Annotated in this window: 11 protein-coding genes and 1 pseudogene; 3 read left to right on the top strand and 9 right to left on the bottom strand. The window is 72.6% G+C overall.

Going from position 1 to position 16575, the window contains the following annotated elements:
• Positions 1–63 precede the first annotated feature (63 nt).
• Complete coding sequence (locus QHG49_RS22430) at positions 64–1110, top strand: LacI family DNA-binding transcriptional regulator (RefSeq protein ID WP_301490941.1); 1047 nt, start codon at positions 64–66, stop codon at positions 1108–1110.
• A 509-nt stretch (positions 1111–1619) separates the two neighbouring features.
• Here QHG49_RS22430 and QHG49_RS22425 read toward each other — a convergent pair.
• Positions 1620–3047, bottom strand: coding sequence for an alkaline phosphatase family protein (locus QHG49_RS22425; RefSeq protein WP_145485389.1), 1428 nt, complete (start codon positions 3045–3047; stop codon positions 1620–1622).
• A gap of 185 nt (positions 3048–3232) precedes the next feature.
• Between QHG49_RS22425 and QHG49_RS22420 the strand changes: the two genes are divergently transcribed.
• Complete coding sequence (locus QHG49_RS22420; protein WP_301490939.1) at positions 3233–4027, top strand: sugar phosphate isomerase/epimerase; 795 nt, start codon at positions 3233–3235, stop codon at positions 4025–4027.
• 93 nt (positions 4028–4120) lie between these two features.
• Here the strand turns inward: QHG49_RS22420 and QHG49_RS22415 are convergent, their stop codons facing one another.
• The 6 genes and pseudogenes from QHG49_RS22415 to QHG49_RS22390 all read right to left on the bottom strand — a co-directional run.
• The gene (locus QHG49_RS22415; RefSeq protein ID WP_370530496.1) at positions 4121–5989 is read right to left on the bottom strand and encodes a glycoside hydrolase family 3 protein; all 1869 of its coding nucleotides are present in this window, start codon (positions 5987–5989) and stop codon (positions 4121–4123) included.
• 119 nt (positions 5990–6108) lie between these two features.
• Positions 6109–6498 (bottom strand): hypothetical protein, encoded by a 390-nt coding sequence (locus QHG49_RS22410; RefSeq protein WP_159701556.1) that lies wholly within the window; start codon positions 6496–6498, stop codon positions 6109–6111.
• A 104-nt stretch (positions 6499–6602) separates the two neighbouring features.
• Positions 6603–10376: an ABC transporter ATP-binding protein gene (locus QHG49_RS22405; RefSeq protein WP_301490936.1), complete on the bottom strand. Its 3774-nt coding sequence runs from the start codon at positions 10374–10376 to the stop codon at positions 6603–6605.
• 83 nt (positions 10377–10459) lie between these two features.
• On the bottom strand, positions 10460–11509 hold the full coding sequence (locus QHG49_RS22400) for an esterase-like activity of phytase family protein (RefSeq protein ID WP_301490935.1): 1050 nt from the start codon (positions 11507–11509) through the stop codon (positions 10460–10462).
• A 72-nt stretch (positions 11510–11581) separates the two neighbouring features.
• Positions 11582–12502 (bottom strand): serine hydrolase, encoded by a 921-nt coding sequence (locus QHG49_RS22395; RefSeq protein WP_145485383.1) that lies wholly within the window; start codon positions 12500–12502, stop codon positions 11582–11584.
• Between the two features lie 149 nt (positions 12503–12651).
• Positions 12652–13182: pseudogene (locus tag QHG49_RS22390) on the bottom strand (GntR family transcriptional regulator); the annotation flags it as partial.
• 134 nt (positions 13183–13316) lie between these two features.
• Here QHG49_RS22390 and QHG49_RS22385 point away from each other — a divergent pair.
• Positions 13317–13796, top strand: a complete 480-nt coding sequence (locus QHG49_RS22385) for a hypothetical protein (protein ID WP_301490933.1) — start codon at positions 13317–13319, stop codon at positions 13794–13796.
• 10 nt (positions 13797–13806) lie between these two features.
• Here QHG49_RS22385 and QHG49_RS22380 read toward each other — a convergent pair whose 3' ends face one another.
• Positions 13807–15507 (bottom strand): thiamine pyrophosphate-binding protein, encoded by a 1701-nt coding sequence (locus QHG49_RS22380; RefSeq protein ID WP_301490931.1) that lies wholly within the window; start codon positions 15505–15507, stop codon positions 13807–13809.
• Between the two features lie 5 nt (positions 15508–15512).
• Positions 15513–16484 (bottom strand): agmatinase, encoded by a 972-nt coding sequence (speB, locus tag QHG49_RS22375; RefSeq protein WP_301490930.1) that lies wholly within the window; start codon positions 16482–16484, stop codon positions 15513–15515.
• Between the last annotated feature and the right edge of the window lie 91 nt (positions 16485–16575).

The raw sequence follows: 16575 nt of genomic DNA, 5'->3' as shown, positions 1-16575 counted from the left end.
CGCTGTTCAGGCCGTCTACCTGCCCTGACGAGACGACCAGCCGCGCGACCGGAGGACGACGAGATGACCGTGACCCTGGCGGACGTGGCCGCGCGCGCCCAGGTCTCCCCCGCGACGGTGTCGCGGGTGCTGAACGGCAACTACCCGGTGGCGGCGCCGACCCGTGAGCGGGTGCTGCGGGCGGTGGACGAGCTGGACTACGTCCTCAACGGGCCCGCGAGCGCGCTGGCCGCCGCCACGTCCGACCTGGTCGGCATCCTCGTCAACGACATCGCCGACCCCTTCTTCGGGATCATGGCGAGCGCGATCCAGGCGGAGATCGGGGGCACCGGGGGGCGGGCGGGCGGTGAGCGGCTCGCGGTGGTCTGCAACACGGGCGGCTCGCCGGAGCAGGAGCTGAAGTACCTGACGCTGCTGCAACGGCAGCGGGCGGCGGCGGTCGTGCTCACCGGCGGCGCGGTGGTGGACGCGCCGCACGCGGCGGCGGTCGCGGCGAAGCTGCGCAAGCTCGGGGAGGGCGGCACGCGGGTGGTGCTGTGCGGCCGGCCTCCGGTGCCGGACGCCCGGTCGGTCGCGCTCACCTTCGACAACCTCGGCGGGGCGCGGGCGCTGACGGAGCATCTGGTGGGGCTCGGGCATCGGCGGCTCGGGTGCATCGCCGGGCCCGAGGAGCGGTCGACGACCCGGCACCGCCTGGAGGGGCATCGCGCCGCGCTGGCCTCGGCGGGCATCGAGGAGGACCCTCGGTGGACCGTCCACGGCCGGTTCGACCGGCGCTCCGGGTACGAAGGCGCACGTGAACTCCTGCACCGGGACGCGTCGTTGACGGCCCTGGTCACCGCGAACGACTCCGTCGCGGCCGGGGCGTGCGCCGCCCTTCGGGACGCCGGCCTGCGCGTTCCCGAGGACGTGTCCGTCACCGGCTTCGACGACCTCCCGGTGGCCGTGGACATCGTCCCCGGCCTGACGACGGTCCGCCTCCCCCTGACCGAGGCCGGCGCCCGGGCCGGACGCATCGCCATGGGCCGCGAGGAGACACCGGCCGGGGGAATCGGCGAGGTACGGGGGGAACTGGTGGTCAGGGGGTCGACGGGGGTGGCGCGGGGCTGAGGGGGGCGGGGCCGAGGGGGCGGGGGCCGAGGGGCGCGCAGGGCCGAGGGGCGCGGGACTGGGAGGCGCGCGGGACCAGGGGGCGCGGGGAACTGAGGGGGCGGGGGCCGAGAGGCACGCGGAGCCGAGGAACGCGGGACTAGGGGGCACGGAGCCGAGGGGCGCGCGGGACTGGGGGGCGTAAAGACAAGAAGCACGCGCGGAACTGAGGGGGCCGAGAGACGCGCGGGGCCGAGAGACGCGGAGCTGAGAGGCACGGGACTAGGGGGGCGCTGCGCGTCCGAGGAGGGCCGCCGACGGGGCGGAACGGCGGCCCGGGCGCCGGAGGCGCGTGGCGGTGCCGGGTGTTCCGGGACGCCCCGCGGGCCGCACCCCCTCGCCGACCGCGGGAGGCGGAACGGGACGGGCCGGGGCGGTGACGAGCCACGGCTCCTCACCGACCGCAAGAAGCGAGACGGGACGGGCCGGGGCGGTGGAACGAGTGCCGCCGCCCCGGGCCGTCCCCGCTCTCACACCTGCGGCCGGTGTCCTCGCTCCTGGTGCGGGAACGTCTGGTCACCGGCGGGCAGTCGCGGCGCGGGCAGCGTCGCCACCTCCTCCTTCGCCTTCTCCAGCTGCTCCGCCGTGTCGTCGGGCAGCCGGGGCGCGCGCGTGGCGCTCCGGGAGAAGCGGAAGGCGCTGGTGAGGTCGCCGAAGGTGGCGCGCCGCCAGTCGCTCACGTTCGGCTCCTCGACCCCGGTGAAGCTCTCCAGGAACTGGAGGGCCGAGGTGTGGTCGAACGCCTCGGTGGCGACCCAGCCGCCCACGGTCCAGGGGGAGATGATGATGGCGGGGACCCGGAAGCCGCCGCCGATCGGGAGGCCGCCGATGAACTCGTCCTCGGTCCCGGCGGGCGGGGTGGGCGGGACGACGTGGTCGAACAGGCCGTCGTTCTCGTCGTAGTTGAGGATGAAGGCCGTCTTGCGCCACACCTTCGGGTTGGCGGCGATGGCCTCGATCTTCGACGCCACGAAGTCCGCGCCGGCGGCGGGCAGATAGTCCGGGTGCTCCGACTGGTAGCTGGTCGGCATGATCCAGCTCACTGCCGGCAGCCGGTCGTTGCGGGCGTCGTCCTCGAAGGTGCCCTCGGGCTGCGGCCGTACCCCGCGCTCATAGAGGTCGGAGCCGGGCTGGGCGTTCTTGAACGTGGCGAACTGCTCCAGCAGGTTGCAGCCGTAGTCGTCGTCCTGCTGGTAGACCTTCCAGCTGACCCCGGCCGCCTGGAGCCGCTCGGCGTACGTCGTCCAGCGGTACGGCGTCGGGGCCGTGTTGCTGATGATCGGGCCGCCCTGGGTGCCGCCCGGGTCGATCGAACCCGTCATCCACATCAGGCGGTTGGGCCAGGTGGGGCCGAGGACCGAGCAGAAGTAGTTGTCGCAGACGGTGAAGGTCTCCGCGAGCGCGAACTGGAACGGGATGTCCTCGCGCGTGTAGTACCCCATGACATAGGGGCCGTTGACACCGTCGGCCTTGCGGTGGGCGGGCAGCCACTGGTCCATCTTGCCGCCGTTCCACGCCTGGTGCTGCACGGACCAGGCATGGCTGGTGGACGGGATGGCCTGGGCGCTGGACTTGTGGGTGTCGAGGTGGAAGGGCAGCAGGTAGCCCTTCGGGTTCTCGGCGTCCGGCTGGTAGAAGACGCTGCGCCCGGTGTCGAGCCGCCGCGCGCGCGGGTCGGCGAAGCCGCGTACACCGGAGAGCGTGCCGAAGTAGTGGTCGAAGGACCGGTTCTCCTGCATCAGCAGGACGACGTGCTCGATGTCGCGCAGGGAGCCGTGCCGGGGCGGTTCGGCGGCCACCGCCTTCTGTACGCTCGGCGGGAGGAGGGAGAGGGCGGCCGCGCCGCCCACCGCGCCGGCAGCCGAACCCAGGAGTCTGCGTCGCGTCAACTCTGCCATGAATTGCCCTTCTTGAGGGTTCTCGTGGACCAGACCAGCAGACACTCTCTACCCATGCCGATCGGCGCGGCAGAGCTCGGTGGTGAAAACGCGGCCAACACCTGGGGTCCCTTTAAGGAAGTCATGACATTGCGGCCTATGCCGAGACGAGGCGGTACCTGCCGTATCGAGTAAGGTCCCGGGCCATGAAGCTGGCGTTCTCCACTCTCGGTGTCCCCGGCCTGCCCGTCCCGGACGTCCTGGCGCTCGCGGCCGAGCACGGCTACCACGGAGTCGAACTGCGCGCCCACCCCGAGGAACCGGTCCGCCCCGGCCTCTCCCCCGCCGAACGCGCGGATACCGCCGCCCAGTTCAGGAGTGCGGGCATCGAACCGCTGTGCGTAGCCGGGTACGCGCGGATCGCCGCGCCCGGTGACGACGCGGCCGTGCTCGGCGAGCTGCGGGAGCTGCTCCGGCTCGCCCATGATCTCGGCGCGCCCTTCGTCCGCGTCTTCCCCGGCGGGGAGGGGGGCGGTGAGGAGGCCGACGCGATCGCCGCCCGGCGGCTCGGGACCGCCGCCGAGGACGCGTCCGCGCTCGGGGTGCGGATCCTGCTGGAGACCCATGACTCGCACCGCACCGGCGCCGACGCCATCCGGGTGCTGGGCCCGGTGGGGCATCGGCAGGTGGGCGCGCTGTGGGATGTGATGCACACCTGGCTGGGCGGCGAGCAGCCCGCGCAGACGTATGCGGCGCTCGCCCCGCAGCTGGGATATGTGCAGGTCAAGGACATCGCCTCGGCCGAGGACACCACCCCGCTGCCGCTCGGCGCGGGCGTGCTGCCGCTCACCGAGTGCGTGGAGGTGCTCAGCCGGGGCGGCTGGGACGGCTGGCTGTGCTGGGAGTACGAGAAGCGGTGGTACGAGCAGGCCGCCCCGCTGCCCGGCCTGCTCGCCGCGGGCCGCGATCACCTCGTACGCCTGCTCGGCGAGGCGGCGTGACCCGGCGGCCCTCTGCCCGCCCTCATGCGTCAGGCCGCCCTCATGCGTCAGGCCGCCCTCATGCGTCAGACCGCGCTCATACGTCAGACCGCGCTAGTACGTCAGACCGTGGCCGATCGGGTACAGGATCTTCGTCGGGTCGTCGGCCCGCTGCACCGGCACCGGGAGCTTGCCGCGCGGCTTGACGTGGCCCGCGATCACCCGTGCGGCGGCCCGGAGTTCGACGTCGGTCCAGCAGTACGACGCCAGGAAGGCCCGCACCGACGGGAGTTGGGCGACGTCGTACGGATTGCGCACGGCGAGCGCCACCACCGGCTTGCCGGTCGCCGACAGGCGTTCCACGAGGGTGCGTTGGGAGCTGTCCGCGCTCACGTTGTAGGTGGCGACCACCACCGCGTCCGCGTCCCGGGCGGCGGCCACCGCCTTGTCGATGGCCGCCGCGGAGGGGTCCGTACCGGTCGGCAGCGCGGTGGCGGTGAAGCCCGCCTCCGTGAGGGCGGCGGCCAGGACGCCCGTCGGCGGGCCCGTCGTACCGGACGGGGAGTCCGGGTCGGCGCCGACCACCAGGAGGCGGGGCTGCCGGTGCCGGTCGAGGGGCAGGATCGCGCCCTCGTTGACCAGCAGCGTCGTCGTGCGCTCGGCGATCCGGTCGGCCGCGGCCAGATGGGACTTGGCGCCGACCAGGCGGTCCACGCCCCTGCGGTCCACGAAGGCCCTGCCGAACAGGCCCAGCCGGGACTTCATCCGCATGATGCGCAGGATCGATTCGTCGAGGCGGGCCTCGGTCAGCTCGCCGTCCTGGACGGCCTTCAGGACCGCGTTCCAGGCCGTGTCGATGGACGGCGGGTTGAGCAGCTGGTCCACGCCGGCCTTCAGCGCGAGCACCGGCACCCGGTCGTCGCCGTACTTGGTGCGCACGCCCTCCATGCCGAGGGAGTCGGTGATCACCACGCCGTCGTAGCCGAGTTCACCGCGCAGGATGCCGGTGAGGATGGGCTCGGAGAGGGTGGCCGGGTCGCCGGACTCGTCCAGGGCCGGGAACTGGATGTGCGCGGTCATGATCGAGTCGATGCCCGCCGCGATCGCCGACCGGAACGGCACCGCGTCCAGCTTCTCCCACAGCTCCCGGCTGTGCGTGATCACCGGGAAGCCGTAGTGGCTGTCGACGGCGGTGTCCCCGTGCCCCGGGAAGTGCTTGGCGGTGGCGGCGACCCGGGCGGACCGGTAGCCCTCCGCCTCGGCCGCGACCAGCTCCGCGACCGCCGCCGGGTCGGCGCCGAAGGAGCGCACCCCGATCACCGGGTTGGCCGGGTTGACGTTCACATCGGCGTCGGGCGAGTAGTCCTGGTTGATGCCGAGGGCGCGCAGTTCGGTGCCGGAGATCCGGCCGAGGGTGCGCGCGTCGGCCACGGACCCGCCCGCCCCGACAGCCATGGCGCCGGGAAGGAGCGCGGCGGGCTCGCCCACCCGGCACACCGCGCCGTGCTCCTGGTCGGTGGCGATCAGCATCGGCAGGCCGCGCGGCTGGTCCAGGGAGGCCTTCTGGATGCCGTTGGACAGGTCCGCGATCTGGTGCGGGTCCTGGGTGTTGTGGGCCCAGGTGAAGTAGATGATCCCGCCGACCCGGTACTTCTGGATCAGCTCGGCCGCGGTGCGCACGCCCAGCTCATCGAGGTTGGCGTCGATGTCGGCCTGGTCGGGGGAGGTGGCGGAGGCGCCGTAGACCCGCATCACGAAGAGCTGGCCGACCTTCTCCTGAAGCGACATCCTGGAGATCAGGGCCTTGAGGCGGCGCTCGTCGGGGGTGGCGGCGCGGGCGGTGGCGGGCACGGTCAGCGCGGCGGTGATCCCGGCCCCCGCGGCGAGGACGGTACGCCGGGACAGCCGGGCCCGGCCGCCCCCGCCCCCGGTGTTTCCTGTGCCTCTCTTGCTGGTGTCGCTTCCCGTGCTGGTGTCGGGCACGTGCGCTCCTTCCCAGAGGAGAACTGCTGAAGGAAACTTCCAAGGAGTCACCAATATCCGGGAAGTTTCTTTCCGTCAAGGGAACGCACAGCGGCCAGCGTGTCGGCGCGGGCGGCGGTTCAGCAGAGGATCCAGCCCGAGCTGATGCCGTTCTGGCCGACCGTGCCGCGGATCCAGACGCAGCGGTGCCCGGCGTGCACGGTCACCGGCCCGGCGTGGTGCAGAAAGCGGCCGGTGTCCTTGGCCGGGCGGCTGCCGCGGGCCTGGACGCTGACCGACATCGCGCGGACGACGCCGGGGCTGCGGGCGAGGGTCATGGCGCAGACGTAGTCGCCCTGCCGGTAGACGCGGGTGACGCCGGAGGCGAAGGAGAGGGTTCTGACCTGCTCCCCCGCGCAGCCGCCGGGCGCGGCCTGCGCGGTGCCCGAGGCCGCGAAGGCCAGCAGTCCGGCCGCGGCCAGCAGGGCCGGGCCGAGCGTGAGACGCCGGCGTATCGCACCCTTTTCCACGTGTTCGTCCTCCCCGAAGCGCGTCCAGGCCGTCCCCCGGCGGCCGTACGCATGTACGACGCAGGGGGTATGCCGGATGGTTGCACGATCGTCATCCGCGCGGATCAGCGGACCGCGCCCACCGGCTCCTCCGGCTCGGAGCGCCCGGCGAAGGTCCGCCACAGCTCGGCGTACCGGCCGCCGAGGGCGAGCAGTTCCTCGTGGGTGCCGTCCTCGGCGACCCGGCCGTGGTCCATGACCACCACCCGGTCGGCGCGGGCGGCGGTGGTCAGCCGGTGGGCGACCACCAGCGTGGTACGACGGCCCGCCAGCCGGTCGGTCGCCAGGTTGACCTGGGCCTCCGTGGCCAGGTCGAGGGCGGCCGTGGCCTCGTCCAGGAGCAGGATGTCCGGGTCGACCAGTTCGGCGCGGGCGAGGGCGATCAGCTGGCGCTGGCCGGCCGAGAGGTTGCGGCCGCGCTCGGCGACCTCGTGCAGATAGCCGCCGTCGAGAGTGGCGATCATCTCGTGCGCGCCGACCGCCCGCGCGGCCGCCTCCACCTCGGCGTCGGTGGCGTCGGGGCGGCCGTAGGCGATGGCGTCCCGGACGGTGCCCGGGAACAGGTACGCCTCCTGCGGCACGACGCCGAGCCGGTGCCGGTAGGCGGTCAGGTCCAGGTCGCGCAGATCGGTGCCGTCGACGGTGACCCGCCCGGCCGTCGGGTCGTAGAACCGGGCCACCAGCTTGACCAGCGTGGACTTTCCGGCGCCGGTCTCGCCGACGAAGGCGACCGTCTGGCCGGCGGGGATCGTCAGCTCGACGTCGGCGAGGGCGGCCTCGTCGTCGCCGTACGCGAAGCGCACGCCCTCGAAGGCGATGTCGCCGCGCAGCGCGGTGACGCCGAGCGGCTGCTCCGCCTCCTTCGTGGACGTGGGCTCGCGCAGCAGTTCCTGGATGCGGCCGAGGGAGACGGTGGCCTGCTGGTAGCCGTCGAAGACCTGGGACAGCTGCTGCACGGGGGCGAAGAAGAGATCGATGTAGAGGAGGTAGGCGACCAGGGCGCCGGTGGTGAGGGTGGCGGCCTCTACCCGGCCCGCGCCCGCGATCAGCACGGCGGCCGCGGCGAGGGAGGACAGCAGCTGTACGAACGGGAAGTAGATCGATATCAGCCACTGGCCGCGCAGCCGGGCGGCGCGGTAGCCGTCGCTGCGCCCGGCGAACCGCCGCCCGCCGTCCTGCTCGCGGCGAAACGCCTGCACGATCCGCAGCCCGGACACCGACTCCTGGAGGTCGGCGTTGACCGACGAGACGCGCTCACGGGCCAGTTCGTACGCCTTCACGCTGGCCCGGCGGAAGAAGAAGGTGGCGATGATCAGCGGGGGCAGCGTGGTGAAGACGACCAGGGCGAGCTGTACGTCGATCACCAGCAGGACGCCCATGATGCCGAAGAAGGTGACGACCGAGACGAACGCGGTGACCAGGCCGGTCTGCAGAAACGTGCTCAGCGCGTCGACGTCGGTGGTCATGCGGGTCATCACCCGGCCGGTCAGCTCGCGCTCGTAGTAGTCGAGGCCGAGCCGCTGGAGGTGCGCGAAGATCTTGAGCCGGAGCGTGTAGAGGACGCGTTCGCCGGTACGGCCGGTCATCCGGGTCTCGCCGATCTGCGCGGCCCACTGCACCGCCACCACCAGCAGGGCGAGCAGCGAGGCCGACCAGACGGCGCCGATGGCCAGCTTGCTGACGCCCGCGTCGATGCCGTGCCGGATCAGCACCGGCAGCACCAGGCTCGCGCCCGCGTCGACGGCGACCAGCGCCAGGCTGATCAGCAGGGGCAGCCCGAAGCCGTGCAGCAGGCGGCGCAGGCCGTAGGAGTCCTCGGGCCGCACCGCCTTGTCCTCGTCGACGCCGGGGGTGTCGGTGGCCGGGGGCAGGGCGTCCACCTGGGCGAGGAGCGCGGGGGTGGCGGGGGTGCCGGCCAGCGCCATGTCCTTCGGCGCGCGGTCGCCGCTCCACAGGCGGGGGGTGACGCCGCGCTCGGCGTCGTACTCGGCGTCCAGTTCGGCGCGCAGGGTGTCGTCCTCGGCCGGCTCGCCGTTCGGCGGTGTGTGGCCGGGCGAGACGCCGCCCAGCTCGTCCGGGTCGGTCAGCAGCCTGCGGTAGAGGGCGGAGCGCCGCTGGAGCTCCTCGTGGGTGCCGAGGTCGGCGAGCCGGCCGCGGTCGAGGACGGCGATGCGGTCGGCGAGGTTCAGGGTGGAGCGGCGGTGGGCGATCAACAAGGTGGTGCGCGCGCCGGCGCTCGTCGAGGGGTGGTGGTCGGGCGAGGGGCTGGCCGTACGGCCCCGCGTGACTTCCCTCAGCGCCTCGTGGATCTCGTGTTCGACGCGGGCGTCCACGGCGGAGGTGGCGTCGTCCAGGACCAGCAGGCGGGGGTCGGTGAGCAGGGCGCGGGCGAGGGCGACGCGCTGGCGCTGGCCGCCGGAGAGGGTGAGGCCGTGCTCGCCGACCTTGGTGTCGTAGCCCTCGGGCAGCTCCCGGATGAAGCGGTCGGCCTGGGCGGCGCGGGCGGCGGCCTCGATCTCGTCCTGGGTGGCGTCGGGACGGCCGTACGCGATGTTGGAACGGACCGTGTCGGAGAAGAGGAACGAGTCCTCCGGGACCAGTCCGATCGCGGCGCGCAGCGAGGAGAGGGTCAGCTCGCGGACGTCGTGGCCGCCGATCAGGACGGCGCCGTGGGTGACGTCGTAGAAGCGCGGCAGGAGCAGGGAGAGGGTGGACTTGCCGGAGCCGGAGGAGCCGACCACGGCCAGCGTCTCACCCTGGCGTATCTCGAAGCTGAGCCCGTCCAGGACCTTGGTGTCGTCGGCGTACCCGAACGACACGTCGTCGAACTCGACGGTCGCGGGCGCGTCGGCGGGCAGCTCCCGGGTGCCGTCCTTCATGGTCGGCTCGGTGTCGATCAGCTCCAGGACGCGCTCGGTGCCGGCGCGGGCCTGCTGGCCGACGGTGAGGACCATCGCGAGCATGCGGACCGGGCCGACCAGCTGGGCGAGGTAGGTGGAGAACGCGACGAAGGTGCCCAGCGTGATGTGCCCGCGCACCGCGAGCCAGCCGCCGAGGGCGAGCATGGCGACCTGGCCGAGCGCCGGTACGGCCTGGAGGGCGGGGGTGTACCTGCTGTTCAGGCGGATGGTGCGCAGCCGGCCCGCGAACAGCTTGCGGCCGACCTCGCGCAGCTTGCCGGTCTCCTGCGCCTCCTGCCCGAAGCCCTTGACCACGCGTACGCCGCTCACCGCGCCGTCGACCACACCGGCGACGGCGGCGGCCTGGGCCTGGGCGTACCAGGTGGCGGGGTGCAGCTTGCTGCGGCTGCGCCGGGCGATCCAGCCGAGGGCGGGGGCGACGGCGAGGGCGACGAGGGTCAGCGGCAGCGACAGCCACGCCATGATCACCAGGGAGACCAGGAAGAGCAGCACGTTCCCGATGGTCATCGGGAGCATGAAGAGCAGGCCCTGGATCAGCTGGAGGTCGCTGGTGGCGCGGCCCACGACCTGCCCGGTCGACAGCTCGTCCTGGCGGCGGCCGTCGAGGCGGGTGATCGTGTCGTACATCTCCGTCCGCAGGTCGTGCTGGACGTCGAGGGCGAGCCGGCCGCCGTAGAAGCGGCGGACGTAGGTGGCGGCGTAGACCAGCACCGCGGCGACGGCGAGGGCGCCGGCCCAGGGGGCCATGGAGCGGGTGTGGGCGCCGATCACATCGTCGATGATCACCTTGGTGATCAGGGGGACGACGGCGGTGACGGCCATACCGGCGAGCGAGGAGCCGAGGGCGAGGAGGACGTCCTTGGGGTAGCGCCAGGCGTAGCCCGCGAGTCGCCGTGCCCATGCCCGATGTGGTTCCACGCGGTGCCTCCCGATCGTCGTACTTTTCCGGAAGGCACCAACGCGGGAGCGGGGTGATTTCATCCCGCTGCAACAATCGGCCGTCAGGCGCGTACCCGCAGGTAGTAGAAGCGGGTGACCTGGGCCGGGTTCTGGTTGTCGTCGCTGACCAGGAGGACCTTCAGGCGGCCGGTGTGGTCGCGGCCCGTGATCACCATGCCCTCGATGTTGTCGAGGAGGGGGTTGGGCTGCGGCTGCCTGGCGGTGGCGCCGAGGGAGGGGCAGGCGGCGATGTCGGCGAGCAGCGTCTTCTTGATCAGCCGGACGCCGCTGTGGCCGGTGAGGTTCTCGATGCCGCTGGTGTCCGTGGCGTGGCGCGGGTCGGCCAGGTAGAGGCGGACGGTGTTGCCGACACCGGCGGTGAAGCCGCGCTCCAGGACGAGGAGCCGGCCGTCGGGCGTGGCCTGCACCTCGGGGACGCCGAGCCCGGCGTCGATGCGGTACCCGTACTGCGCGGCCGGCCGGAAGTGGTCGCCCCTGGTCCGGGTCCAGGTCTGGAAGCGGACGAGGTCGGCGCTGTCGCCCGCGATCGGGTCCTCCATGGACGCGAGGAGGGTGTGGCCGCCGGGCAGCAGGGTCAGACCCTCGAAGGTCTGGTTGAAGGTGGCGCGGCCCGCGGGGGCGACGAGGAGGGAGGGCGGTACGGGGAGCCGGTCGAGGATCCTGCCGTCCGGGGAGTAGCGCCGGATGGAGGGCTCGACCTCGGAGGTGACGAGGCGGGTGCCGTCGCGGTCGATGGCGAGGCCCTCGGAGTCGAGGTCGGCGCCGTTCTCGTCCGCGAGGTGGACGGCGGACGTCGGCTGGAGCGTCCGGGCGTCCAGGTCGAACAGCTGGGAGCGGTCCTCCAGGGCGGCGAGCGAGCCGTCGCGGTCCACGGCGAGGGCGGAGAAGTTGCCGACGAAGGTGCCGTTGTACGTCGTCTTGTCGAGCGCGTCGGAGAAGCGGTCGATCGAGACGGTGGACGAACAGGCTTGACCCGCCCGCGAGTTGGAGCCGAGGGTGGCGGGCTGGGCCACGGCGGGCCCGGCGGCGGTCAGCGTGGTGGCGGCCGCCAGGCCGGCGGTGACGGTGGCTATGACATGTCTCAGGCGCATGGTCGATCACCGTAGCGGCGACTCAACTACGCGCGGGAGACTTTGTGTTGACTTCGTGCTGAAAGGTTGTGGCTACGGTGTGGGCGTGGCGACGAACGCCTCGTTCGGCCTGCCGGTGGGGACGTAGCGCGCCGTCCTGGCGGTGGCCGGCACGAGGTCCTTGTGGATGGCCTCGGCGACGTTCTGGATGGTGGTGACGCCGTAGTCCATGGTGCTGTCGTCCTGGGTCAGCACGGACATCATGTAGTCGTGGCCGGCGCCGTCGAAGGTGCCGAGGCTGTGTACGCGCCAGCCGTGCGTGGAGCGCTGGAGCCAGCCGTTCTTGACGTGCACGGAGACGGTGGACGGGGCGCCAGCGGGCGTTCCCCACCGCTGGTCGTCCTCGACGCTTCCCATCAACTGCTGGATGTAGGCGCGTGAGTTGTCGCTGAGCACGCTGTTCTTGGCGGTGATCAGCTGGAGCAGCTTCTGCTCGTCGGCGACGTTCTCCTGGGTCAGGCCCCAGTAACCGCCCGAGCCCGGCACGGTCCTGGTCATCTTGGCGGCGGCCAGGAAGCCCTTGATCTTCGTCAGGCCCAGCTGCTTCCACAGCGTGCTGGTGGCGTCGTTGTCCGACTCGGTGATCATCGCGGTGGCGAGCGCGTCCTCGGTGCTCGTCAGGTACCGGTTGTGCTTCTTGGCGTCCCACAGCAGGGTGGCGAGCACGGTGACCTTGACGGTGCTGGCCGAGTCGTACGCGGTGGTGCCGCGCAGGGTGCAGGTGGTCTTGGTGCTGCGGTCGTACAGGCCGATGGCGACGGTGCTCTTGCGGTTGGCGAGCGCCGCGGTGATGTCCTTGGTCAGCTCGGCGGCGAGACCGGCCTTGCCCGACGTGCAGCTCACGGCGGGCGTCGTCGCGGCGGCCGGGGTGGCGGCCGCGAGGGTGGGTATGAGCAGCGCGGCACCGAGCACCGCGGCCGACGCCTGGGCGCGCCGGCTGAGGCGATGGATCATCGAGGGTCCCCCTGGGAACGACGTGTGGACGCACCCCTGCTGGGCGCGTACGACCCTTTGACTCGCAGGGGTGGTCGGAAGTTGTACACATGTTCCCAGGGCGGGTGTCCGGAGCGGGCCGGGGCCCCCGGTGCTACCGGCTCGGCGGCTCACGCCTCGAAGTCGTACTCCAGGACGTACGCGGCGGAGTCGAGGACCATCTCGTTCACCTCGACCACCCGGCCCTCCGCGTCGAAGGCCGTGCGGGCGAGCTGGATCACGGGGACGCCGGGCGGCAGGGAGAGCCTGTCGCTCTCGCCCTGGCTCGGCATCCGGGAACGGAGTTCCTCGCGGAAGCGGGCGGGGGCGTGGCCGAGGTCGGCGAGGCGGGCGTAGACGCCGCCGGGGCCCGTGTCCGGCTGGGTGATCGGGGAGTTCGCGACGAGGTCGGCCGGCAGGTAGGACGTGGACAGCAGGACCGGTTTGCCGTCGAGCACGAAGCGACGGCGGCGGACGCAGAGGTCCGTGGCCTCGTCCAGGCCCATGACCCCGGCGACGGCATCCGGCGCGGGCTCGTGCGTCACCTCGACGGAGTCGACGGTGAGTTCCCGCCCCTCCGCATCCGCCGCCCAGACGGACCGACCCTCACCCCACCCCGCCCGCGCGAGCCGCTCGATACCGCGTCGCCGGATCGGCCGGAAGTCACTGGTCGGCGAGGTCCGTTGCCCGCCCTGACCGTTCACACGACTCACCCCGCATGTGCCCATGACCGGTGCTGACCACACGACGATACGGCGCGGGCCGTGGACAAGGCCCAAGCTGTAGACAATGTTGTGTGACCGTTTTCTACCGCTCCAAGTGCGGGGCCGAGCTCACCGGGGATCTGGTGGCTCTGCCCGCCGTCCCGGATGTCGGGGACCCGGACGCCGGGCGGGACAAGGAGAGCGGACGGGCTCGGTCCACGGTTCCTCGTGGGTGCCATGCCATCGACCCGGATCCGTGGGGCGCGCCCTTCGTTCCCGTCGAGGAGCCCCGGCCGGAAGCCCACAGCTCAGGGCGGGAGTTGATACGGCCCCACGACTGGCAGACCGTCTCCGCCGGGCGGCGGGACAGTGTCGTCGTGCACCCGGAGGACGCGCTGCCCCGGCTCACCCCCTTCACGTGCGGGGACAACTGGGCGGGGTGTTGCGGACCCTCGGGTGCGAACGGCCCCAATCTGGCCTGTGCCTGTGGCTCGCGGCTCGCCACCTGGGCCGCCGATTGCATGGGGCCCAATGAACTCCTCCTCGACCCCGCCCGCGTCTACGCCGGGTGACCGGGGCTCGCTACGCGCCCTGTCCCAGGTGCGTCGGCGCGAACATCCGCAGCATCGCGGGCAGTACGACCACCGAAGGGCCCGGAGTCGACAGGGCCCGGGTCAGGTCGGATTCCAGGGATTCCGGGGTCGTCCGTACCGCCGGGACGCCGAAGGATTCCGACAGGGCCACGTAGTCCGGGCGGGTCAGTTCCGTCGCCGTCGGCGCCGGCTCGCCGAAGGCGTCCGTCATGTATGCGCGCAGGATGCCGTAGCCGCCGTCGTCGACGATCAGCCAGGTGACGGGGAGGTCGTGCTGGCGGGCCGTGGCCAGTTCGGCGATGGAGTAGAGGGCGCCGCCGTCGCCGGAGACCGCGAGGACCGGGTGGGCCGGGTCGGCGACCGCCGCGCCCAGGGCCGCCGGGAAGGCGTAGCCGAGGCCGCCCGAGCCCTGGGAGGAGTGCATCAGGTTCGTGCCCCGGGGGTCGAAGCCGCACCAGGCCCAGTAGGACAGGATCGTCATGTCCCAGAAGGACGGGGAGCGCGCGGGCAGCGCGCGGCGGACGGCGGTCAACAGCGACTGTTCCAGGGTGAGTTCCTGGGAGGCGATGCGGTCCGAGACGCGCGAGAGGAGGGCGCGGACGCGCTCCGGGGCCTGCGGGTCATGGCGTTCCGTCGCCGTTTCCAGCAGCGCCTGGAGCGCCAGGCGGGCGTCCGCGTGGATGCCCAGCGCGGGATGGTTCGACTCCAGCTTCCCGAGGTCCGCCTCGATCTGGACGACCCGGCCGCGCGGCCTGAACGTGTGGTAGTTCGAGGAGAGTTCGCCGAGGCCCGAGCCCACCACCAGCAGGACGTCGGCGTCCTCCAGGAAGTCCGTGGTGTGCCGGTCCTCCAGCCAGGACTGGAGGGACAGCGGGTGCTCCCAGGGGAACGCGCCCTTGCCGCCGTACGTCGTCACCACCGGGGCGTCCAGGAGTTCCGCCAGCCGGCGCAGCTTGCCCGAGGCGTCCGAGCGTACGACGCCGCCGCCCGCGATGATCGCCGGGCGGGCGGCATGGGACAACAACTCCGCCGCGAGCGCGGTCAGTTCGGGGCGGGGCACCAGGTCGTCCGGGGTCGCGTCCATCGCCGTCACCACCGGCAGCGACGCCGGGGCCAGCAGCACGTCCTGCGGGATCTCCACCCACACCGGCCCGTGCGGGGCCGTCAGCGCCGACTTCCACGCCTGAGCGATCGCCGAGGGGATCTGGGACTGGGTGCGGGCCGTGTGCACCGACTTCACCACGCCCCTGAACGACGCGGCCTGGTCGGGGAGTTCATGCAGATACCCGTGGCGCCCGCCGCCCAGACCCGCCGTCGGGACCTGGCTGCTGATCGCGAGGACGGGGGCGCTGGCGGAGGCCGCCTCCTGGAGCGCGGCCAGGGAGGTCAGCGCGCCGGGACCGGTCGACAGCAGCAGCGGGGCGGCCTCGCCGGTGATCCGGCCGTAGGCGTCCGCCGCGAAGCCCGCGTTGTTCTCCACCCGCAGGCCCACATAGCGCAGGGAGGACCTGCGCAGGGCGTCGAACACGCCGAGCGCGTGCTGCCCGGGCAGGCCGAAGACGGTCGTCGCGCCCAGCCCGGCCAGGGTCTCCACGACCAGGTCTCCGCCGTTGCGGCCGGGGGGAGGGTTCAGCGCGGCCTCCCGCTGGGCGGCGGTCGGGCGGAGTACCAGGTCGTGGTCGTGCGTCACGTCGGTTACGCGTCCTTCCGGGCCGCCGCGATCTGGCGGGACATGATGGTGGTCAGCTCGTACGCCGTGTGGGAGGCGGCCACGGACGTGATCTCGGCGTGGTCGTAGGCCGGGGCGACCTCGACCACGTCCGCCGAGACCAGGTTGCAGGACGCCAGTCCGCGCAGGATCTCCAGCAGCTCGCGCGAGGTCATGCCGCCCGCCTCCGGCGTGCCCGTGCCGGGGGCGTGCGCCGGGTCGAGGCAGTCGATGTCGATGGAGATGTACAGCGGGCGGTCGCCGATGCGCTGGCGGAGCTGGTCGGCCACCTCGTCGGCGCCCCGGCGGTAGACGTCCGCCGAGGTGACGATGCCGAAGCCCATCTTCTCGTCGTCGGTGAGGTCCTGCTTGCCGTACAGCGGGCCGCGCGTGCCCACGTGCGAGAGGGCGGAGGTGTCGAGGATGCCCTCCTCCACCGCGCGGCGGAACGGCGTGCCGTGCGTGTACTCGGCGCCGAAGTAGGTGTCCCAGGTGTCCAGGTGGGCGTCGAAGTGCAGCAGCGCGACCGGGCCGTGCTTCTTCGCCACCGAGCGCAGCAGCGGCAGCGCGATGGTGTGGTCACCGCCCAGGGTCATCAGGCGGGCGCCGGTGCCCAGCAGGTCGTCCGCCGCGGCCTCGATCGTGTCGACGGCCTCGTTGATGTTGAACGGGTTCACCGCGATGTCGCCGCCGTCCGCGACCTGCGCGAGCGCGAAGGGGGACGCGTCCTGCGCGGGGTTGTAGGGGCGCAGCAGCCGGGACGCCTCGCGGATCGCGTTGCCGCCGAAGCGGGCGCCGGGCCGGTAGGAGACGCCGGAGTCGAAGGGCACGCCCACCACGGCGACGTCGGCGGTGCCGACCTCGTCCAGGCGGGGCAGCCGGGCGAAGGTCGCGGGGCCGGCGTACCGGGGGACGCGGGAGGAGTCGACGGGGCCGCGGGGCGTCTCGTTGCTGCTCATGGCGTGTTCCTTCTTTCCTGCTTCCTGACTGCCTGGGATCGACACTAGGTGGCCGGGCAGCCACGACGAAGTGTACGTTTTATCCACACAG

Source organism: Streptomyces sp. WP-1 (assembly GCF_030450125.1).
In the GTDB taxonomy this organism is placed as follows: Bacteria; Actinomycetota; Actinomycetes; order Streptomycetales; family Streptomycetaceae; genus Streptomyces; species Streptomyces incarnatus.
The sequence above is the reverse complement of the archived record's forward strand: the minus strand, read 5'-3'. Positions and strand labels throughout refer to the sequence as shown.

What these genes read in the sequence shown, in the direction of transcription:
- QHG49_RS22420 (WP_301490939.1), top strand. Translation starts at nt 3,233, where the DNA reads ATGAAGCTGGCGTTCTCCACTCTCGGTGTCCCCGGCCTGCCCGTCCCG.
- QHG49_RS22400 (WP_301490935.1), bottom strand. Translation starts at nt 11,509, where the DNA reads ATGCGCCTGAGACATGTCATAGCCACCGTCACCGCCGGCCTGGCGGCC.
- QHG49_RS22395 (WP_145485383.1), bottom strand. Translation starts at nt 12,502, where the DNA reads ATGATCCATCGCCTCAGCCGGCGCGCCCAGGCGTCGGCCGCGGTGCTC.
- QHG49_RS22425 (WP_145485389.1), bottom strand. Translation starts at nt 3,047, where the DNA reads ATGGCAGAGTTGACGCGACGCAGACTCCTGGGTTCGGCTGCCGGCGCG.
- QHG49_RS22430 (WP_301490941.1), top strand. Translation starts at nt 64, where the DNA reads ATGACCGTGACCCTGGCGGACGTGGCCGCGCGCGCCCAGGTCTCCCCC.
- speB (WP_301490930.1), bottom strand. Translation starts at nt 16,484, where the DNA reads ATGAGCAGCAACGAGACGCCCCGCGGCCCCGTCGACTCCTCCCGCGTC.